17 protein-coding genes and 1 riboswitch are annotated in these 20,123 nt (G+C 71.2%); of the genes, 11 read left to right on the top strand and 6 right to left on the bottom strand.

Annotation, left to right across the window (positions count from 1 at the left end; translation table 11 throughout):
- Positions 1-160: 160 nt before the first annotated feature.
- From JWQ92_RS09565 to JWQ92_RS09540, 6 genes are all read left to right on the top strand, one after another.
- Positions 161-1,312, top strand: a complete 1,152-nt coding sequence (locus JWQ92_RS09565) for a substrate-binding domain-containing protein (protein ID WP_297344227.1) — start codon at positions 161-163, stop codon at positions 1,310-1,312.
- Positions 1,313-1,371: 59 nt separating this feature from the next.
- The gene (locus tag JWQ92_RS09560; RefSeq protein WP_297344226.1) at positions 1,372-2,883 is read left to right on the top strand and encodes a sugar ABC transporter ATP-binding protein; all 1,512 of its coding nucleotides are present in this window, start codon (positions 1,372-1,374) and stop codon (positions 2,881-2,883) included.
- On the top strand, positions 2,880-3,866 hold the full coding sequence (locus JWQ92_RS09555; RefSeq protein WP_297344225.1) for an ABC transporter permease: 987 nt from the start codon (positions 2,880-2,882) through the stop codon (positions 3,864-3,866). The genes JWQ92_RS09560 and JWQ92_RS09555 overlap by 4 nt, the downstream gene beginning before the upstream one ends.
- Positions 3,867-3,966: 100 nt before the next feature.
- Positions 3,967-4,788: a sugar phosphate isomerase/epimerase gene (locus tag JWQ92_RS09550; protein ID WP_297344224.1), complete on the top strand. Its 822-nt coding sequence runs from the start codon at positions 3,967-3,969 to the stop codon at positions 4,786-4,788.
- Between the two features lie 84 nt (positions 4,789-4,872).
- Complete coding sequence (locus JWQ92_RS09545; protein ID WP_297344223.1) at positions 4,873-6,078, top strand: Gfo/Idh/MocA family oxidoreductase; 1,206 nt, start codon at positions 4,873-4,875, stop codon at positions 6,076-6,078.
- Positions 6,075-6,377 (top strand): putative quinol monooxygenase, encoded by a 303-nt coding sequence (locus JWQ92_RS09540; RefSeq protein ID WP_297344222.1) that lies wholly within the window; start codon positions 6,075-6,077, stop codon positions 6,375-6,377. Before JWQ92_RS09545 ends, JWQ92_RS09540 begins: the two co-directional genes overlap by 4 nt.
- Before the next feature lie 61 nt (positions 6,378-6,438).
- On the opposite strand, the gene JWQ92_RS09535 is transcribed toward JWQ92_RS09540, so the two are convergent.
- Positions 6,439-7,461, bottom strand: a complete 1,023-nt coding sequence (locus tag JWQ92_RS09535) for a DUF916 domain-containing protein (protein WP_297344221.1) — start codon at positions 7,459-7,461, stop codon at positions 6,439-6,441.
- Positions 7,462-7,568: 107 nt separating this feature from the next.
- A complete protein-coding gene (locus JWQ92_RS09530) occupies positions 7,569-8,150 on the bottom strand; it encodes a WxL domain-containing protein (protein WP_297344220.1) in 582 nt (193 codons plus the stop codon).
- A 337-nt stretch (positions 8,151-8,487) separates the two neighbouring features.
- A riboswitch (cyclic di-GMP riboswitch) is annotated at positions 8,488-8,562 on the top strand.
- Between the two features lie 143 nt (positions 8,563-8,705).
- On the opposite strand from JWQ92_RS09530, the gene JWQ92_RS09525 reads away from it, so the two are divergent.
- Entirely contained in the window at positions 8,706-9,347 is a 642-nt protein-coding gene (locus JWQ92_RS09525) for a hypothetical protein (protein WP_297344219.1), read from the top strand.
- A gap of 30 nt (positions 9,348-9,377) precedes the next feature.
- Here JWQ92_RS09525 and JWQ92_RS09520 read toward each other — a convergent pair whose 3' ends face one another.
- Entirely contained in the window at positions 9,378-11,624 is a 2,247-nt protein-coding gene (locus JWQ92_RS09520) for an EAL domain-containing protein (RefSeq protein ID WP_297344218.1), read from the bottom strand.
- Positions 11,625-11,998: 374 nt separating this feature from the next.
- Between JWQ92_RS09520 and JWQ92_RS09515 the strand changes: the two genes are divergently transcribed.
- Together JWQ92_RS09515 and JWQ92_RS09510 are read left to right on the top strand one after the other, a co-directional pair.
- On the top strand, positions 11,999-13,150 hold the full coding sequence (locus JWQ92_RS09515) for a glutathione-independent formaldehyde dehydrogenase (protein ID WP_297344217.1): 1,152 nt from the start codon (positions 11,999-12,001) through the stop codon (positions 13,148-13,150).
- 52 nt (positions 13,151-13,202) lie between these two features.
- Positions 13,203-14,459, top strand: coding sequence for a DUF2254 family protein (locus JWQ92_RS09510; protein ID WP_297344216.1), 1,257 nt, complete (start codon positions 13,203-13,205; stop codon positions 14,457-14,459).
- Positions 14,460-14,487: 28 nt separating this feature from the next.
- Here the strand turns inward: JWQ92_RS09510 and JWQ92_RS09505 are convergent, their stop codons facing one another.
- Together JWQ92_RS09505 and JWQ92_RS09500 are read right to left on the bottom strand one after the other, a co-directional pair.
- Positions 14,488-15,417 (bottom strand): helix-turn-helix transcriptional regulator, encoded by a 930-nt coding sequence (locus JWQ92_RS09505; protein WP_297344215.1) that lies wholly within the window; start codon positions 15,415-15,417, stop codon positions 14,488-14,490.
- A gap of 241 nt (positions 15,418-15,658) precedes the next feature.
- A complete protein-coding gene (locus JWQ92_RS09500) occupies positions 15,659-18,130 on the bottom strand; it encodes a glycoside hydrolase family 2 protein (RefSeq protein WP_297344214.1) in 2,472 nt (823 codons plus the stop codon).
- 330 nt (positions 18,131-18,460) lie between these two features.
- Between JWQ92_RS09500 and JWQ92_RS09495 the strand changes: the two genes are divergently transcribed.
- Together JWQ92_RS09495 and JWQ92_RS09490 are read left to right on the top strand one after the other, a co-directional pair.
- The gene (locus JWQ92_RS09495) at positions 18,461-18,757 is read left to right on the top strand and encodes a putative quinol monooxygenase (RefSeq protein ID WP_297344213.1); all 297 of its coding nucleotides are present in this window, start codon (positions 18,461-18,463) and stop codon (positions 18,755-18,757) included.
- 152 nt (positions 18,758-18,909) lie between these two features.
- Positions 18,910-19,833, top strand: coding sequence for a LysR family transcriptional regulator (locus tag JWQ92_RS09490; protein WP_297344212.1), 924 nt, complete (start codon positions 18,910-18,912; stop codon positions 19,831-19,833).
- On the opposite strand, the gene JWQ92_RS09485 is transcribed toward JWQ92_RS09490, so the two are convergent.
- On the bottom strand, positions 19,830-20,123 hold a 294-nt coding region (locus JWQ92_RS09485), incomplete at its 5' end, for a hypothetical protein (protein WP_297344211.1). The two genes, JWQ92_RS09490 and JWQ92_RS09485, sit on opposite strands and share 4 nt — an antisense overlap.

Genomic DNA, 20,123 nt, shown 5'->3' with positions numbered 1-20,123 from the left:
ACGCGCTTCTCGAGACCGGGTACGACGGCTGGCTGATCGTCGAGCTCGACTCCTACGAGGGCGACCCGCAGCACGCCGCCGCCCAGAGCAAGACGTACCTCGACGGACTGCTCGCCACCCCCGGCGAGACAGCCGTCCCCAACCTCACTGGAGATGCCCGATGAAGCCGAAGTTCCGGATCGCGACCGCCGCCGTGGCTATCGCCCTCGCGACCGCGGGGTGCAGCGCGGCCACCACGTCCACGTCCTCGAAGGACCCGGGCGTCTCGAAGCAGGCCGACGAGGCCCTCGCCGAGATCCAGGGCCAGGTGCTCAGCAAGGGACCCAACGGTGAGGAGCCGGAGTCCGCGGACGCCGCCGAGCTGACCGCCGACGAGGTGTCGAAGGTCAAGGCGATGAACGCGACCGCCGCGATCGTCATGCACTACGGCGGCAACGACTGGGCGACGGCGCAGATCGCGGGCCTGAAGAGCGAGTTCACGAAGCTCGGCATCACCCTGATCGCGAACACCGACGCGAACTTCAAGCCCGACCTGCAGGTCTCGCAGCTGCAGACGGTGATGACGAAGAAGCCGGACATCGTCGTCTCGATCCCGACCGACCCGGTGGCGACCGCATCCGCGTACAAGGCGGCCGCGGCAGCCGGCGCGAAGTTGGTCTTCATGGACAACGTGCCGAACGGGATGACCGCCGGCAAGGACTACGTCTCCGACGTCTCCGCCGACAACTACGGCAACGGCGTCGTGTCGGCGTACGAGATGGTCAAAGCGCTCGGAGGGCAGGGGAAGATCGGCGCGATCTTCCACCAGGCCGACTTCTTCGTGACGAAGCAGCGCTACCAGGGCTTCACCGACACGATCAAGAAGTTCCCCAAGATCAAGATCGTCGCGACGACGGGTATCGCCGGTCCGGACTTCGCCGGGCAGGCGCAGGTGGCTGCCAGCGCGATGCTCACCAAGCACCCCGACCTCGCCGGCATCTGGGGCGTGTGGGACGTCCCCGCTGAAGGGATCATGGCGGCTGCCCGCGCGGCCGGGAACCAGAACCTCAAGATCGCCACGGAGGACCTGGGGACGAACGTCGCGATCGCCCTCGCCAAGAACAAGCTGGTCGTCGGTCTCGGTGCTCAGCGCCCGTTCGACCAGGGCGTGACCGAGGCGAAGCTCGGTGCGCTGGCCCTGCTCGGCAAGTCGACGCCGGCCTACGTGGCCGTGCCCGCCCTGCCGGTGGACCACTCGAACGTGCTGAAGGCCTGGCAGCAGGTGTACCACGCGGCGCCGCCCGCGTCCGTCGCCGACTCCTTCCAGAAGTAGGCGACCGGATGCGGCGCCGCACCGTCGGCGCCGCATCCGCAGAACGAGGAGCACTTCACGTGGCGGAAGCGATCAACGCGGTGGAGACGCGCGGCATCTCCAAGAGCTTCGGTGCGGTCACGGTGCTGACCGACGTGGACTTCGACGTGCGACGCGGCGAGGTCCACGCCCTCGCCGGAGGCAACGGTGCGGGCAAATCGACCCTGATGAAGATCATCCAGGGGGTGTACCAGCCCAGCTCGGGCGACATCCTCATCAACGGGGAGCGCGTCGACATCACCTCGATCCAGGACGCCAAGGCGGCGGGGATCGGGATGGTCTTCCAGGAGTTCAGCCTCGTTCCGAGTCTGACCGTGGCCCAGAACATCTTCCTCGGCGTCGAGCCCCTGACCGGCGGCCTCATCGACGAGCGGAAGGCGGTCAGCAGGGCTCGCGCCGTCCTGGCCGAGATGCAGGTCGATCTCGACCCCAAGGCGGAGGTCGGACGCCTGGGCACCGCCTACTGGCAGCTCACGGAGATCGCGAAGGCGCTGGCGCAGAACGCCTCCGTGCTGATCATGGACGAGCCGACGGCGAGCCTTGCGAGGCACGAGACGGAGGCGCTCTTCGCCCTGATCGAACGGTTGAAGTCCCGCGGCATCTCGATCATCTACATCTCCCACCGGATGGACGAGGTCTACCGGGTCGCGGACCGGATCACCGTGCTGCGCGACGGCCGGAAGCTGTTCACCTCGGAGCTCTCGCAGACATCGCCCGCAGCCATCGTGGAAGGCATCGTGGGCAAGAAGATCGAGGGGGAGCTGACCTACCGACCGCGCGAGCGAGGCCACGTGCAGCAGGAGGTGCTGCTCGAAGCCCGGGGTCTCAACGCCGGACCTCGGGTGCGCGACGTGTCCTTCACCCTGCACGCCGGGGAGATCGTGGGGCTCGCCGGGCTCATGGGCAGCGGCCGCACCGAGCTCGCACGCGTGCTCTTCGGCATCGACGCGATCAAGGGCGGTGACGTGCTGATCCGCGGGAAGAAGGCCGACCTCTCCTCACCGAACCGAGCGATCGCCGCCGGTCTCGCCCTCATCCCCGAGGACCGGCGGGACCAGGGCCTCATCCTCGACCACTCCGTTCGGGAGAACCTGCTGCTGCCGCTCCTCGGCAGGATCCGCCGGGGTCCGCTGCTCGACCTCGCCGCCGGCAAGGCGTTGGCGGCGTCCCTCATCGAGCGGTTCGGGGTGAAGGTGGCCAACCCCGGCCGGCCGGTCCGGCTGCTGTCTGGCGGGAACCAGCAGAAGGTCGTGCTCGCGAAATGGCTCGGCACGGGCCCGAGCGTGCTCATCCTCGACGAGCCCACGGCGGGCGTGGACATCGGCACGAAGAGCGAGATCCTCGACCGGATCCGGGGCCTGGCCGACGAGGGCCGCGGGGTCCTCATCATCTCGTCCGAATATCCGGAGCTGCTCGCCGTCAGCGATCGCGTGCTGGTGGTCCGGGACGGCTCGATCGTCGACGACCTCCCTCGCCAGGACATCGACGACGAGGAATCGCTTCAACTCGCAGTCCAGGGAGTCCGACCATGACCAAGACCGATCCCGCCGCCACGCTGGAGCCGGCGCTGCAGGACGCGCGCCGCGGGTTCCTCCGCGATCTCGACTGGCGCCGCTACGTCATCTACATCGGCTTCGTGGTGGTGTTCGCCTTCTTCGCCATCCTGTTGGGTGACCAAGGGTTCCTCTCGCCCAACAACCTGCTGAACATCCTCAGTCAGACCGCGACCATCGCGGTCATCGCCGTCGGCATGACGTTCGTGATCTCGGCCGCCGAGATCGATCTGAGCGTCGGCTCCGTCGCCGGGCTGTCGAGTGTGACCGCGGCGATGACCATCTCCTCGTTGGGCCTGATCCCGGGGATCATCGCCGGCCTGCTCGTCGGCGTCGTCGTCGGTTCCGTCAACGGCGCCCTCGTCAGCATGCTGGGCATCCCGTCGTTCCTCGTGACCCTCGGCATGCTCGGGGTCGCCGTGGGCACCGCGCAGTACATCACCGACTCGGCGCCGGAGCCGATCCTCGACGACACCTTCAACAACATCTTCGGTTCCGGGAGCATCGGGCCCATCCCCGTGCTCGTGGTCTGGGCGGTCGTCGCCGTCGTGATCGGGGCCATCGTGCTCGGCCGGACCCGGTACGGGCGCCAGGTGCTCGCCACGGGCGGGAACCGCACCGCGGCGGAGTACACCGGCATCCGGACCCGGCGCATCAAGTTCACCGTGCTGCTCGTCTCCGCGGTCGTCGCGAGCATCGCGGGGATGCTCTACGCCGGACGCCTGCAGTCCGGCCGCTTCCAGTGGGGGGACGGAGACGAGCTCTCCGCGATCGCGGCGGTGATCCTCGGCGGCACGAGCCTCTTCGGCGGCGCGGGAACCGTCGTCGGCACCGCGTTCGGTGCGCTGCTGATCGGGCTCATCAACAACGGTCTCGTGCTCGCAGGGCTCGAGAGCAGCCAGCAGCAGATCGTCCGGGGCGCCATCATCATCCTCGCCGTCGCCCTGGCACGGAAGAAGTGACGCGTCCGCCGCTCGCGGCACGCCGTCGGGGCGCCCGCACCCGTCCGGCTCGCGTCTCCCCGCGGGGCGACGAGCACCGCATCAGCACGAAGGAGCATGCATGAACATCGGCTGCTGCACGATCACCTGGGGTGGCGTCGCCGGCGAGGCCACCGGGGTCACGAGTGTGAAGGACCTCTTCTACCGGGCCAACGGATCGATGTCCGACGCGATCCGGGACATCGCCGCGGCCGGCTATGCCGGGGTGGAGATGTTCGACGGGAACGTGGCCGACCACGCCGACCGCCCCGACGAGCTGCGAGGCGAGCTCGCGGAGGCGCACCTGCAGCTGGTCAGCGTCTACACCGGCGCCAACTTCATCTACGCGGACATCCTGCCCGACGAGATGCACCGCATCCGCCGCGCGGCCGAGCTGGCGGCGACATTCGGCGCCGAGCGCCTCGTCGTCGGCGGGGGTGCCCGGAGGGCTGCGGGGACCCAGGACGACGACTACCGACGCCTCGGCGAGAGCCTGGACCGGGTGGCGGACATCGCGGAGGGGTTCGGCCTGGCCGCGAGCTACCACCCCCACCTCAGCACCATCGTGGAGAGCCCCGGCGAGCTCGAGCGCATCATGGGGCTGACCCGGATCGGGTTCTGCCCGGACACCGCGCATCTCGCGGCGGGCGGCGGCGACCCGGCCGCCCTGATCCGCGCCTACCCCGACCGGGTGCGCCACGTCCACCTGAAGGACTTCCGGCCCGACCCGTTCGCGTTCCTGCCGCTGGGCGAGGGCGTGCTCGACCTCCCGGACGTCATCGCTGCGATCCGGGAGAGCGGCTACGACAGCTGGCTGATGGTGGAGCTGGACGCCTACGACGGCGCCCCCGGCGACGCCGCGGCCATCAGCAAGGCCTATCTGGACCGGCTGCTGTCGGCCTGATCCCCACCAACGTCCGTCCGCGGCATCGCGGGCGACGCACGCCGGTCAGCGACCGAGCACCACATTCGAGAGGAAGAGACGAACGTGAAGGAACTCAACGTCGGGCTGATCGGTGCCGGCTTCATGGGCAAGGCCCACTCCCTGGCCTACGCGGCGATGCCGATGTTCTTCTGGCCCGCGCCGGCCCTGCCGGTGCGCAGGACGATCGCGGAGGCGACGGAGAGCCTCGCTGAGGAGGCCTCACGGCGGTTCGGCTTCCAGCGCTACACGGGTGACTGGCGCACCGTGGTCGAGGACCCCGAGATCGACGTGGTGGACATCGCCACGCCGAACCACCTGCACGCCGAGATCGCGATCGCTGCGGCGAAGGCGGGCAAGCACATCATCAGCGAGAAGCCCCTCGCGCGGACCAGCGACGAGGCGCGCGCCATGTACGAGGCGGTGACCGAGGCGGGCGTCGTCAACATGGTGGCGTTCAACTACCGCCGCACGCCGGCGGTCGCGCTGGCCAAGAAGTTCATCGACGAAGGGGCGATCGGCGCCATCACGAACTTCCGCGGCACCTACCTGCAGGACTGGAGCGCCGACCCCGACTCGCCCCTGTCCTGGCGCTTCCAGAAGGCGATCGCCGGCTCCGGGGCGCTCGGCGACATCGCGACCCATGTGGTCGACATCGCCCGCTACCTGGTCGGCGATCTCGCGGAGGTCAGCGCGCTCCTGTCCACGTTCATCCACGATCGCCCCCTGCAGTCCGGCGGGGCGGATTCGCTGGGCACGACGCGCGGCGGCGACGGCCCGCGCGGCCCCGTGGACGTCGACGACGAGGTCATGACGATGATCCGGTTCACCGGCGGCGCGGTGGGCTCGATCGAGGCGACCCGGAACGGGTATGGCCGGAACAACTACATCACCTTCGAGGTGCACGGCACGAAGGGCAGCATCTTCTTCAACTACGAGCGGCGCGACGAGCTCCAGGTCGCCTTCGCGGACGACCCCGGCGACCGCCGCGGGTTCCGCACCATCTACACCGGCCCCGCGCACCCGAACGGGAGCGCGCTCTGGCCGATCCCCGCCCTCGGGATCGGGTACGGCGAGACCAAGATCATCGAGGCCCACGACTTCTTCACCGCCATCGCCGAGGGCTCCGAGGTCAGCCCCAACTTCCGGGACGGGTACCAGACCGCGCTGATCGACGACGCGATCGTGCGGTCCGGGGAGACGGGAGCGTGGGTCCGGGTCCCGACCGTCGAGGCGCCCGTCGCGGCGGGCGCGTCCTCGTCGCGACGGTGACGTCCGGCGAGGCGGTGACGCTCCTCGTGACACTGCAGGCGGGAGCCGGGTCCGGGAACCGCCTGCGGGACGAGCTGGCGACGCTCGCCGCCCTGAGCCGCGCAGACCCGGGATGCGTCAGGTACGACGTGCTCGAGGACCTGCAGGTTCGTGACCGGTTCGTCCTGTGGGAGGAGTGGCTCGATGAGGCCTCCCTGGTGGACCACAACACGAAGCCCCACGTGGCGCGGTTCCTCGAGGTCGCGGCCGCCCTGTCGGCCGTGCCGATGGAGGTGCAGCGCCTCCGGCGGTCGGCCTGAGCCCCAGGCCGACCGCCCCACCCGGCGACGGTCCGTCGGTGTGGGGAAGGGGATGCCGCAGTCAGCCGACCAGGCCCGCCCGGTGGCGGCCTCGCCGTACCGGACGCCCTGCGGGCCGGACGGACTGGGCGGGCCGGACCCGGCCGGGCGTGCGGCGGCGGCGGAGTGCGACCAGGCACAGGACGACCAGCACGAGGCCTCCGCAGCCGGCGATCGGCGCCCAGGGCAGCGCGACGAAGGCCGCGGTGGCGGAGCGTGTGCCGGCCTCGGACCGCACGGTCGCGGTCGCGGTGCCGACCTGCACGGCCGCCCGATGGGGGAGGTCGGCGTGCAAGGTCACGCGATCGCCCGGCAGCAGCTCCCGCGGCGCGGTGAAGCGGAGGCGGGCGTCCGTCCCGATCCGGCTCGCGATGGCCAGCTCGGCTGCGGGGTGGAGGACGGTGTTGCCGGTGTTGGTGACCTGGAGGCTGAAGTCCGTCCCGGTCCCGGATCCGTCGCTCCACCGGAGCGGCCCGGTGCTGAGGGCCTTGACCGCCGTGCCGTCGACGTGGAGGTAGATCCGCAGCCCTTGGCGTTGCACGACGTTCAGGCGTACTGCCGTGCCGCCGTGCACCGCGGTCGTACCGATCACCGGGGGAGCCTGGATGATCAGGGCTCCTGCGTAGTCCCCGGGCGGGGTGGCGGCGGGCACGTGGAGGGTGAACGGCAGCGGCACGTCGTGGCCGGCCGGGACGACGATGCGCTCGCCCTGGAGCCGTACCCAGGCGCCGACACCGTGCCGCGCGTCGTTCTGCGCGTCCATTGCGAAGGTGCCGGTCGCGGACCCGTGCGCGTCGACCGGGTAGTCGAGCAGGGTCACGGCCGAAGCGGTGTGGTTGGACACGACGGCTTCGTTGCTGATCGTCCCTCCCGGAGCGGCGCGGAGGTGGAGGAACGCGGACTCGTGGGCCGGCCGGATCCCGATGGCGCCGTCATCCACCGCCTGCGCCGCTCCGCCGCCGGCCGCGACCGCGAGGACGGTCAGCAGCAGCGCGGTGAGGGCGCCCGCGGGCGAGGCGGGAACGGTACGGGAGAACCTGAACAATGCGTGTCCTTTGCGAGGGTGGGGGCGAACGAGGGCGTCCGCCCGTCAGAAACGTCGTGAAGGGGTGACCGACCCGAGCGCGGGCCGGCCACCCCGAGATGGTGAGGTCAGCCGATCGTGTAGGTGAGGGTCGACGTGTACGGGTTCAGCGCCGATGCGCCGATCTCCCCGGAGTAGTTCGACCGGTAGGCGTTGGCGGGGACCGCCAACGAGAACGAGGGCGTCAGCGTGTAGGTGCCCTTGTCCGATCCCGCGGCCGACACCAGCGCCTGCGCCGCCGTCGAGACGGCCAACGGCGAGGCGTCGATGTTCGACGCCGAGTCGGAGCCGGGGGCGCCGGTCATCGATCCGGGCGTGATCGTCAGCGCCGAGGCCGGGATCGTCCGCGGGGCGGTCTCGACCGTGCCGCCGTCACTGGTGAACTCCGTCGCACTGACGGACAGCGTCCACGGTGCACCCGTGCCACGGGCGTCGGTGATGCTCCACTCGCTGGAGGCAGTACCGGTCGCCGTCTGGCTGTTCGAGCCGTCCAGCGTGACGCCCGACAGCGTCGCCCCCGAGGTCGCCTCCGTCAGGCTGCCGCCGGACACCACCGAGGTGGTCGTGTCCGCCGTCGCCGGCGATGCGGCCAGCGCGAGCACCACGCATGCCCCGAGCGTGACCAGCGCGCTCTTCGTCGTCTTCTTCACTGCGATTTCCTCCGATGGGTGTGGGTGGTCGGGCAGGGCCGTCCGGACGTGAGTGACCGGGTGCGGCACTCCACAAGCTGCCCTCCTCGAACCGTAGGGAGGCGGTCGCTGGCAGAGAAGTGCCTGATGAGCCCAGAAATGGGGCGAATGCTCACGTTCCGCGGACGGCGTGTACCCCGACTGTCCTCCCAAGATCGGACGCGGCACGGCCCGGCCGCCCCGAAGGGCGTGTGCGCCCCTGCGGTGCCGCAGGGGAGCCCGGCGTGGCATGCGGCGCCACGGCCGGTGAGGGGTACGGTCCGCCTCGGACGGGCGCTGCTCCGTCCGTTTCTCCACTTCCCGATAACGGCAAACCCGGCGCGAGCCGGCGACGCAAAGCCACGGGACCCTCGAGGTCAGCCGGGCTACCGAACGAAGGACCTGCTGTTGACCCCGGCTGCCCCGTCGCCCCACTTCGCATCGGCAGCCGCGGCTGCCGGCCGCACCTCACGGACCCCGTCGGAGGGCCCCGGCCCCCGGTCGGGCCCGGCACCCGCGTCCGCCGGGCCCGCGGCCGTGCCCCCGTCGGAGCCGCACGACGGGTCCTCGGCGCCGTACAGCGCCGCGTGGATCCCCGCCGACGATGCCGCGAGGCCGTGGGATCCGACACCGGCAGCGGTCCGCTGGCTGCTCGAGCAGGCCGAGCAGCGGCACCTCAAGTCGGTGCTCCTCTGCGACCGGCCCATGGAGGGCAGGCTTCCGCCCGCCCTCCGGTACCTTCGCCAGCGCGCGGCGGGGGAGATGCGGCGCCCTGCGCCCGGCCGGGCGGTCCTGGTGTACCTGCCGACCCTCGCGACCGCGGCGCGGGCGTTCCGCGCCGCGCATGGCGGCGCCGTGGCCGTCGTCGAAGCCCCTGAGCTGCGGCTCGCCGCCTGGGCGGCCGAAGCGAAGGCGGTGAACCTGCTCGCCGGCGGCACGCAGCCCGCCCTTCCGCCGGAGTCGGTCGACGGTCTCCGGCGGCTGCTCCGATCCGTCGGCGAGGGGTGGCTCACTCCGTCCGAGGCGGATGTCGCCCGTGCCGCCCTGCGGGATGCGAGGGCACCGCTGCCGGCCGACGACATCGCCGGCTACCTGCTCGCGCACGGCTGCGGCGCCCGCACCGTCCGGCAGGTCGTCAAGCTGGCCCGTGATGCGCCGTGGTGCAGCGTCCCCTCGTGATCGTGACGGCTGCCGGGCTCCCCGCCGGAGCTAGGTCGCGCGGCTGAAGCGACGCTCGGGTCCTTCGCGAGCAGCGAGGTTCGACAGCGCCTCGTCCAACGGCACCGGACGGCCGAACAGGTAGCCCTGCATCCGGTCGCAGCCCGCCGCGGTGAGCATCGCGAGCTGTTCCTCCGTCTCGACCCCCTCGGCGACGATGCGGAGATCGAGGTCGCGGGCGAGGTGCACCATCGCGCGGATCAGGCCGAGGCCGAGGGCGCCGGCCCGGTGCACGAAGGACTTGTCGATCTTCAACTCGGTCACCGGGAAGTCCTGGAGCTGGGACAGCGACGAGTAGCCGGTTCCGAAGTCGTCGATCGCGATGCGGACCCCCAGGTCACGGAGACGCGTGAGCTGACGCTGGACGTTGTGCATGTCGGTGGCGAGGTGGGTCTCGATGAGCTCGAGGGTCAGCCGCTCGAAGGAGCCCCCGTCGCGGCTGAAGGACTCGGTGATGTGGGCGATGAGGTCCTCCCACGACGACTGCCGGGTCGAGACGTTCACCGAGACACTCGGATCGGCGCCGAGCCGCTCCGCCTCCGCGGCGAATCGGGCCGCCTCGGCGAGCACGGCCTCGTCGATCTCCGTCATCGTGCCGTTGTCCTCCGCGAGGGGCAGGAACGTCGACGGCGGAAGCAGCCCGAAGCGCGGATGCATCCACCGGACGAGCGCCTCGTGGCACACGACCCGCCCGGCGCTGACGTCGACCAGCGGCTGGAAGAGGACACGGAGCTCGCCCCGACCGGCCGCGCCGTGCAGGTCGGCGTCGAGTGCGAGGAGGTCCATGTCCGTCTCGGCCGCACGGTTCGCCGAGCGGTCTGCTTTCACCCGGTACATCGCGGCGTCGGCACGCCGGATCAATGCGGCGGCCGCCTCGTCGGGATCCTCCACGGCTCCGATCTCGCTCGACATCGCGAAGCCGATCGACAGGCGGATGTACACCCGCTGCCCCGCGGCGTGGATGGGGTGGTCGAGCCGCGCCGAGATGCGGTCGACCACCTCCTGGGCCTCGGCCCGGTTCCGCAGGCGGGGCAGGATGACGATGAGCTCGTCGCCGCCGATCCGTCCCACCACGTCCCGGTCGCGGACGGCGGAATCCACGATCCTCGCCACGGTCCGCAGGACCTCGTCGCCCACACCGTGGCCCAAGGCGTCGTTGACCCGCTTGAACCGGTCGACGTCGGCGAACAGGACCGCGACGAGCTCCCCCTCCTCGCGCCGCGTGAGCGTGTCCGCCAGGGCCCGCTCGAGCGCCGAGCGGTTGAGCAGGCCGGTGAGCGCGTCGCGGTCGGCGGCCTGCCGCACGCGGTCGAGCAGCCGGACCGTCTCGAACGCGACGAGGGCGAGGCCGGCGAGGCCCGTCAGCCGGTCGGCGAGGTCGGTCGAGATCGTGGCCATCGGGGCACCGGCCGACCAGATGGCGAGCAGCACGCCGCGCAGGTGTCCGTCGGCATGCACCGGGACGGCGACGAACGCGTCGCTCTCGAAGAGCTGCAGGACGGGGCGCGAGAACGGCGACGACAGGGCGGTGATGAGTCGGGGGGTCGGGTCTACGAGGAACTCGGCCAGCGCGCTGGACTTCGTCGGGGACAGCTGGAAGCGGGCCGTGCCCTCGGTCAGGTGGGGCGGGAACCCGCTGGTCCCCGCGATCCGCAACCGGGACGCGTCGTCGTCCCAGACGCCCAGCGCCGCTCGATCGGAGCCCGCCAGCTGCCGGATCGCCTCGCTCATCGAGGCGCCCAGCGCCCCGCTCGAGGTCGCCTCGCCCAACCGGCGGGCGACATCGAGCAGGAGGTCCCTGCTTCTCCGCTGGCGGATGGCTTCGGCGAGCGCTTCCTCGAGCTCGCGCCGGCGCCGCACCTCGTCCGTGACGTCCTGCTGCACGCTCGCGAAGTGGTGCAGCCGGCCCTGGTCGTCGCGGATGGGCGTGATGGTCAGCAGGTTCCAGAAGCTGCTGCCGTCCTTCCGGTAGTTGAGCACCTCGCCGCGGAATCCCTCGCCCGTCGTCAGGGCGGCGTGCATCGCCTCGACGGTGGCGTGGTCCGTGGCCGGGCCCTGCAGGAAGCGGCAGTTGCGGCCCAGGGTCTCGTCCTGCTGGTAGCCGGTGACCCGCTCGAACGCTTCGTTGGCGAACACCACGCGTTGATCGGCGTCGGCGACCAACGAGGCGTCGGAGAGCTTGTTCAGCGCCTCGGCGAGCACCTCCGGCGGAGCACCGCCTGTCATCTCCTTTTTCACGGCCCCTCCAGCACCTCCCTCGGATCCTGCCCCGTGTGGCGCTGAACCCGGTGCGGATTCGCCGGGATCTTCCCGCCCGAACCGCCGGTGTCGCCCTCCGGACGGCGCTGAAGCGCGTTCCGCTCATCCTTCCGAAACGGCGGATCCGTTGCGAGCCCGACACGGAGCCGCGGAGCGGGAGGGTGCGGCCGGGCCGACCGACTGCGAGGCACCGGGCGACGTGGATGACACGACACCACAGATCGGCAGTTCTGCCGATGCGCGGTCCGGCGATCGCGGCCTGCAATTGCAGTGGCTGCAGCCGGTCGGCCGACTGCAGCGGACCGCGCGGTGTCGTCGGCACTCGCGCTGACCGTTCCGAGAGGAGAGACGCCGTGAAAGCAGTCGTGTACGAAGGCCCTCGCCAGGTGAGCGTCAAGGACGTTCCTGATGCTCGCATCGAGCGGCCGACGGATGTGCTCGTGAGGATCACCACGACCAACATCTGCGGTTCGGACCTGCATATGTACGAGGGCCGCACGGATTTCGAGACCGGGCGCTGGTTCGGCCACGAGAACATGGGCGAGGTGATCGAGGTCGGCGACGGCGTCGACAAGGTGAAGGTCGGTGACCGCGTCGTCCTGCCCTTCAACGTCGCGTGCGGGCACTGCAAGAACTGCGAACGGGGGCTCACCAACTACTGCTTGACGGCGCAACCGACCGATGAGTGGGCGGGCGCCGCATACGGGTTCGCCGACATGGGGCCCTGGGCGGGCGGCCAGGCCGAGCTGCTGCGAGTGCCCTGGGGCGACTTCAACTGTCTGCGCCTGGGCGAGGACGCGGACGAGCGTGCCGCCGACTACGTGATGCTGGCCGACATCTGGCCGACCGGGTATCACGCGACCGAGCTGGCCGGCGTCTCCCCGGGGGACCAGACCGTCATCTACGGCTCCGGTCCTGTCGGGCTGATGGCGGCGCTCTCGGCCACCATCCGTGGGGCGAGCAAGGTGATGGTCGTCGACCGCCACCCCGACCGGTTGCGGCTGGCCGAGTCGATCGGCGCGATCCCGATCGACGACTCGAAGGTCGATCCGGTCCAGGCCGTGCTCGAGGAGACGATGGGTCTCGGTGCGGACAACGGCTGCGAGTGCGTCGGGTACCAGGCGCACGACCCGGAGGGGCAGGAGCACCCGAACGACACCGTGAACAAGCTGGTGCAGTCGGTGCGCTTCACGGGTCGTATCGGATCGATCGGCGTCTTCGTCCCGAAGGATCCGGGAGCCTCCGACGAGCTCGCCAAGAAGGGCCAGGTCGCGTTCGACTACGGGATGTTCTGGTTCAAGGGCCAGCACATCGGCAGTGGTCAGGCACCCGTGAAGCGCTACAACCGGCAGCTGCGCGACCTGATCGCGGCGGACAAGGCGCACCCGTCGTTCATCGTCAGCCACGAGCTCCCGCTCGAGAAGGCACCGGAGGCCTATGAGCACTTCGACGCGCGCGACGACGGGTGGACGAAGGTCGTGCTCAAGCCGGGGATGGCTGCCTGATGCCGGCGGAGCGCCTCGACGTGGCGAAGCCCGCCCGGGTCGAGGCGCTTCGGTGACGTCGCGGCGACGGGTGGCCGAGTACCGCTGGCGGGCCAACAGCCTGTGGCTCGTCCCGCTGGTGTGCGTCGCTGCCGGTTGCGCCGCGGCGTCGGTCACGCTGACGATCGACGGTGCCCTCGGGTACGACCTGCTTCCGAACGGCGTGCTGGGCACGCCGACGGCCGTGCAGACCATCCTGAGCACCGCCGCGTCGGCGATGCTCACGCTGACCACGATCGTGCTCACCGTGATGACCCTCGGGGTGCAGCTGGCGATGCAGCAGTTCTCACCGCGCATCGTCCGCGCCCTGCTCGCCGACCGGCGCAGTCAGCTGGCGCACGGCCTCTTCGCCGCGACGTTCCTCTACTGCATGGTCGCCGTCGCCAAGGTGGACGACAAGGCGTCGACGGGCAAGGAGGTGCCGACCGTCACCGTCGCCCTCGCCTATCTGCTGCTGCTCGCGAGCCTCGTCGCACTCGTCGCCTACGTGCACCACGCGGGCCAGTCGTTGCGGGTGGCCGGGCTGATCGACCTCGTGGGCGACAACCTCCAGGTGGAGGTCGACCGGTCGTTCCCGGTGGACGGTTCTCCTGAGACCGGCGCCGGGACGGTGACGACCCAGGACCCGGGCGCCGTGATCATGGTGGACCTCGAGGGGCTGGTCGAGTACGCGCGGCGATCGGACGACTGCCTCGACATGCTCGTGGCCGTCGGCGACTTCGTTCCCCGCGGCGCCCCGCTGGTCCGGTCCCGCGGCGGTGCACCGATGGACGAGCGGGCCGTCCGCCGCATGGTGCTGCTCGACAACGAGCGCAGCCATGTCGGCGACGCGGCCTACGGGCTGCGCAAGCTCGTCGACATCGCCCAGCGAAGCATCGCGTCCAGCCCCTACGACGACCCCGTCACCGCGGTGCAGGCCATCGATCGGCTGCACGACGTGCTGCGGCAGCTCTGCTTCCGACGGATGCCGAGCAGTCGGCACCACGACGCCGACGGCGTCCTCCGGCTCGTGACGCGCGAGCTCGCGTGGCACGGGTACGTCGCGGTCGCGCTCGAGGAGCTCGTCGGTGTCGGCGCGTCGTCCCCGATCGTGGCCCGTCGCCTGCTCGCCGGCCTCGACGACCTCATCGCCGTCGCTCCCGCGGACCGCCGTCCACCGCTGGAGGCGCAGCGTGAGCGGCTGCTGAGCAACGTCGCGGAGGCCGGGATCGAGGTGGTGCCGGATGTGCAGGGCCTCGGCTCGGGCCGCGATCTCGCCGGCACGACGTGAGCGGACCCGGGGTGCCGGCGGCTCGAGGTCACCCTGCTCGGGCTCCGCCGGCGACCGGCACGTAGATGCCCTCGCGCTCCGCCCGCACGGCGGCATACGTTCGAGTGGGGGACGAGAGCTTGGCGAGGATGTGCTCGACGTGCGCCGCCACGGTGCGGGTGGTCACGACCAGCCGGCGGGCGATCTCGTGGTTCGAGAAGCCGTCGACGATCATGCCGAGCACCTCCAGCTCCCGGGCCGTCAAGCGGTGCACCGTCTCCACGGACGAGAGAAGGACGATCCCCAGCAGGTCCGGGAAGGCCGAGCCGATCCCGGTCAGATAGCTCACCCGCACGTACTCGTGCGACGCGGTCGCGTCGCGCGGCCACAGGAACGACAGGTGGGTCTCGCCGGTGATCACGCGAGCGCCCACCGTGGTGAGCAGACCCGAATGCACGGCGAGCAGGTCGTCGCCGGGCATTCCGGGCAGCGACTCGATCGAGCCGTCCTCGAACAGCAGGACGCCGGCGAAGGCGCCGCTGACGAGCCGGCTCACGTCGGCCAGCGAGCGCATCGGGTCGATGCCCTGCGCAAGCAGGCCGGCCACCTCGGCCAGCCGCCTGCGCGACGACGGCTTCGGCGGCCGGCGCTCGCCGGAGAGCAGTGCGAGGAACCCGACATGTCGTCCGCCGGGCTCGAACAACGCGACGGCGAGCGCCTCGTGGATGTCTGCCGGCAACAAGCACTCGGCCCACGTGGCGAGCTCCTCGGCCGGATAGGGGAGATCGGACGGGCTGAGCGGAGGCCGTGAACGGTCGGTGCCGGTCGCTTCGATGTCGTGGGCCATCTTCGGCCCGCTCAGGAAGTGCACCACCCGGGTGTCGAGGCCCATGCTCGCGAGCGACACGTACCCGCTGCGGTCGGTCCGGGCGATCCAGGCCGCGTCGAACGGGATGAGGCGGTACAGCGATCGGAGCATGTCCTGGGCGCGGTCCGGCGCCGGGGCGGCCGAGGTGGCGAGCCGCGCCAGTTCGAGATGGACCTGTTCGACGATGATGCGCTCCGCCGGTCGTTTCCAGAGGCCGCAGGCCGAGCCGGCCGAGCGCTGCGCGAGTCCGGCCTCCGGCTTCCGGTCGGAAGCTACGTCGGCCGTCTGGGAGTGGCCGGTCGAGCGGCTCCGCGTCGTGTGTGGGAGTGGCCGGGGATGGTTGTCGTCCCCGTCACGCCGACGCCTCCTTCTTCGAGTGGGGAAGCAGCGCGTTGGCGCTGCGAAGGACCTCCGGGGCGACGAACCGCGCGGGGTCGACGTCTCCGCCGGTCCGGACGGTGAACACGGCCTGCTCGCCGGGCAGCAGGGTGACGAGCATCTCGTCGACCTCCGCGGCGGGATCGGCGACGTCCGCGAGCAGCGCGAGGTCGCGCACGAGCGTCGCGGCCGTCACCGTGACCTCGACGCCGCCGTCGATCCGCCGTGTCTCGGTCCGCAGCTCCGCCTCGGGCAGCGCCGAGTCGCGGAGCTCCGCGAAGAACCACAGCCCGCGCTCCGCACCGAGCTGCGCCACCACGAGCTCGTCGCCGGCCCCGCCGGCGCTCGCCAGGTCCTGCCCGACCGGGACACGCACGGTGCCGCGGGCCGCCACCTCGACATCCACGGCCGAGGTGCCGAGCACCTCGCCGCTGAAGCGGCGGCGGGACAGGTGCAAGGCGCCCGCCCACGCCTCGTCCGTGTCGTTCGACACTGCCACCTCGAGCCCCGCCTCCGCCGGCTGCACCGTGACGAGTCGTCCGGCGAAGGCGCTGCGGATCGCGTACCAGAGGGGCTTCTTGCGGCCGTAGCCGTCGATCGCCGCCCACGAGACCACGGGCCAGCAGTCGTTCAGCTGCCAGACGACGGCGCCGGTGTTGTGCGGATGCAGCGAGCGGAACCACTCGAGCGCCGTCCGGACCGCGACCGCCTGGTTGAGGCTCATCGCCCAGTGCCACTCGGGCATCGTGTTGGGCAGCGGCAGGTGGGCGACCAGGCCGTCGGTGAGCTTGACGTTGCCGTCCATCGCCTTCTGATGCACGAGCATCGACGGCGACTCGGGGGTCAGCGGCTCGTCGGGCATGGACGCCGTGAGGGTCGACCAGGTCGGGGGGCCCTGCCAGCCGAACTCCGACACGAACCGCGGTCGCAGATCGCGGTAGTGGGGATGGTCGAGCCGGTTCCACAGCTCCCAGATGTGCATGGTCCCGTTGGACTCGTCGTTCGGGTGCATCGAGCGGTCGGGGGAGAAGGGGCTGCCGGGCGTGTAGACGACGTGCGGGGCGAGCTCGGCGACGAGTGCCGGGAAGACCTCGTAGTAGTACCGCTCACCCCAGGTGCGGCCCTCCAGCCGCGGCTCCCAGCCCCATTCGACGTGGCCCCACACGTTCTCGTTGTTGCCGTTGAGGATCACCAGCGAGGGGTGCTTCCCGAGGCGGACGACCGCCTCCCGCGCCTCCGCGGAGATCTCCGAGAACATCGGTTCCTCCTCGGCGTACGCCGCGCAGGCGAGCAGGAAGTCCTGCCACACGAGCAGGCCGAGCTCGTCGGCGACGTCGTAGAAGTCCTCGCTCTCGAAGATTCCGCCGCCCCAGACGCGGACCAGGTTCACGTTCGCGTCGGCGGCCTGCCGCAGGCGTTCGCGGTAGCGCGGCCGGTCGATCCGTGAGGGGAAGGCGTCGTCCGGGATCCAGTTGACGCCCTTGACGTACACAGGACGGTCGTTCACCACGATGACGAAGGGGGTGCCGGCGTCGTCCGGGGTCAGCTCGGCCCGGACCGTCCGGAAGCCGATCCGATGCGCGCGCTCATCGAGCACCGCGCTTCCGGCGAGCAGGGCGACGTCGAGGTCGTAGCGGGCCTGGGGCCCGTATCCGATGGGCCACCACCGATCGGCGTCCGGCACGACGAGACGCAGGCGGGCCACGCCGTCGACGACGGAACCGGTGACGGTGACGCCGCCGATGGACGCGCGCACCGAGAGGGAGGTCCCGCCTGCCGCCTCGATGATGACGCGGAGGTCCACCACGCCGTCCGAGCCCTCCGCGGTGGCGGAGACGATGGAGTCGAGGATGTGCGCCGTCGACCAGGTCTCGAGCCGGACGGGCCGCCAGATGCCGCTCGTGGCCGTGTCGGGCCCCCAGTCCCAGCCGTAGCTGCACGCCATCTTGCGGAGCGCGTTGAAGGGGTGATGGTTCACGTGCGGCCGGTACCCGAGCTCGAGGGAGGCGCGATCCGCCTCGGGCACCGGCGCCGAGAACAGCACCTCGAGCGAGTTCTCGCCGTCCTGCAGCCGGTCGCCGACCGGGATGCGGTAGGTGCGGTGCTGGTTTCGGCTCTCGAGCACCTGCTCGCCGTTCAGCCGGACGGCGGCGACCGTGTCGAGGCCCTCGAAGACGAGGTCGGTGTGGCCCGCGCCGGATGGCGGCGAGGTGAAGGTGGTGGTGTAGCGCCACGAGGTGCTGCCGATCCACTCCTGCAGCTTCTCGTTCGTGCCGATGTAGGGGTCATCGAGGAGACCCGCAGCGAGCAGGTCGGTGTGCACGGTCCCCGGGACCGTCGCAGGCACCGCTCCGGCGTCGCGGACGGACGCGGGGACGGGCCCGTGCACGGGCTCGACCCTCCAGCCCTCATGCAGTGGGCGGCTGGCGGTCCTGGCGTCGGTCACGTCGGTGCTCCTTCTGTCGGGCACGGGTCGAGGGCGCGCGAGCGGAGCCCGTGCCCGCTCGGACGGCTCGCTCGTGGCAATGCTGACGGTAACGCTCGAGCCCTCCCTGTGTGGGACCGGCCGCCACGCGATCGACGCCGATCTGTTCGACTCCATCGTGGAGGCCGGTTCGGCGTCCTGGGCGCGGTGGCCGCAGCGCAGGGACTGCTCGAGGGATCGCCGAATCCGCACCTCGTCGCGACCATGCAGCGGCTCGCCATTCCGGCGTGGATCCGGCGTCCCGCGTGGCCTCCCTACGATTGCAGCCGGACGATTTCGAAGGGACAGACGATGGCGACGACCGCACTGCTCGATCTGCACGTTCGCGGTGACCGTGCCGCCGACGCCCCGAAGGTGATCGAGGCGATCCTTCGGGACACCCGCGCGTTCGAGGGCTGCCTCGGTGTCGAGGTGCTCGTCGACGTGGAGGACTCCGCGCACGTGACCGTCGTCGAGCACTGGCGGTCCCTCGACCGCGACGACGCCTACCGCGCCTGGCGCGCGACGCCGGAGGGGGCCTCCGGTCTCGGCGACCTCCTCGACCGGCCGGCGGTCCTCTCGCGGTACACGACGCGGACGACGCTCTGAGTCGACCGAGCCGTGAGTGGCCCGGGCATTCCGCGGCCGTCCGCGGACACCGACGACAAGGGCCCATTGCGGAGCCCTTGTCCCAGGCTCGGGTCACCGCGCTCAGCCGTCGAGCAGAAGGATCCGACGGGATCGAGCGCTAGCGTTGCTGAATGGAGCTGCGTCAGCTCGAGGCCTTCGTCGCGGTGGCCGAGGAGAAGAACTTCACCAGAGCGGCGACGCGCCTCTACGTCGCGCAGTCCGGGCTGTCGGCCACCATCCGGTCGCTCGAGCGGGACGTCGACGCCGCACTGTTCCTTCGGACGACCAGGAGCGTGCGCCTCACCGCCGCGGGGGAGGCGTTGCTTCCCGAGGCCCGGCGCACCCTGGCTTCCGCCCGCGCCGCCGTCGAGTCGGTGCACGGCGTGGAAGGTCTGCGCAGCGGCACGGTCGACGTCGGGTTCATGCAGGCGGGCAGCATCACCGGTCTGCTCTCCCGGTACCGGTCGACCTATCCCGGGATCCGGATCAGGCTCCGCCAGGCGAGCTCCGCCGACCTCGCCGCGATGCTCGCCGACGGCCTGCTCGACGTCATCTTCGCGACGGCCGTCGACGAGGCCCCATCCGGCGTCGTCTCCGTCCCGATGCTGCGGTCCCCGCTCGTCGTCGCGGGCGGGGCGGATGGCGTCGGCCTCGGGGGCGGACCGTTCGACCTGGCTGACGCGGTCGGACGCCCGATCATCGGCTTTCCACCGGGATGGGGCATCCGGGAACTCGTCGATCGAGCCATGCGTGCCGCCGGCGTCGAACCGCGCGTCGACCTCGAGGTCAACGACACCACGACCCTGCTCGAGCTCGTCGAGGCGGGGCTGGGGATCGCGGTCGTCCCCACCGCCATCACCCGACTGCGACCCGCGGTGGCGACGGCGGACCTGGCCGGGCCCGCCTGGTACTGGGTGGTCGCCGCGCAGACCACAGCGCCGGCGCCGAGGAACCCCGCGGGGCGGGCGCTGTGGGACATGGTCGAGGAGGAGCGCCCGTCAGATCCGGCCCTTCTGCTCGGAGACGTCCCGGGAGCCGTGTTCGGCGGCCGTTAGTCGGCGCCGAGGACGGTGAAGGTGGTGGTGACGAAGATGTGGTGGGGCCAGTTGACGCCGATGTAGTGGACTTCGTACTGGCCGGTGGCGAGTTTGACGACGCGGTCGACGACGCCGCCGGGGTAGGCGGCGAGGGCGGCTTCGGTCGCCGTGTCCGCGGTCGTGCCGGTCACGATGGTGCCGGATCCCTCGGTGTAGCCGGTCGGGATGGTCCCGGCCTTCTTGGCGGTGCTGGGTGCTCCGCGGGTGAACGGGACGACGCCGGCGGCGGTGGACGCCGCCGATCCGCC

The organism is Amnibacterium sp. (assembly GCF_025463795.1).
Taxonomy (GTDB): domain Bacteria; phylum Actinomycetota; class Actinomycetes; order Actinomycetales; family Microbacteriaceae; genus Amnibacterium.
This window is presented reverse-complemented; position numbering and strand designations above follow the sequence as displayed.

Coding starts and splice junctions, on each gene's coding strand:
- JWQ92_RS09565 (WP_297344227.1), top strand. CDS start 161: ATGAAGCCGAAGTTCCGGATCGCGACCGCCGCCGTGGCTATCGCCCTC.
- JWQ92_RS09555 (WP_297344225.1), top strand. CDS start 2,880: ATGACCAAGACCGATCCCGCCGCCACGCTGGAGCCGGCGCTGCAGGAC.
- JWQ92_RS09550 (WP_297344224.1), top strand. CDS start 3,967: ATGAACATCGGCTGCTGCACGATCACCTGGGGTGGCGTCGCCGGCGAG.
- JWQ92_RS09505 (WP_297344215.1), bottom strand. CDS start 15,417: ATGCTCCGATCGCTGTACCGCCTCATCCCGTTCGACGCGGCCTGGATC.
- JWQ92_RS09495 (WP_297344213.1), top strand. CDS start 18,461: ATGGCGACGACCGCACTGCTCGATCTGCACGTTCGCGGTGACCGTGCC.
- JWQ92_RS09490 (WP_297344212.1), top strand. CDS start 18,910: ATGGAGCTGCGTCAGCTCGAGGCCTTCGTCGCGGTGGCCGAGGAGAAG.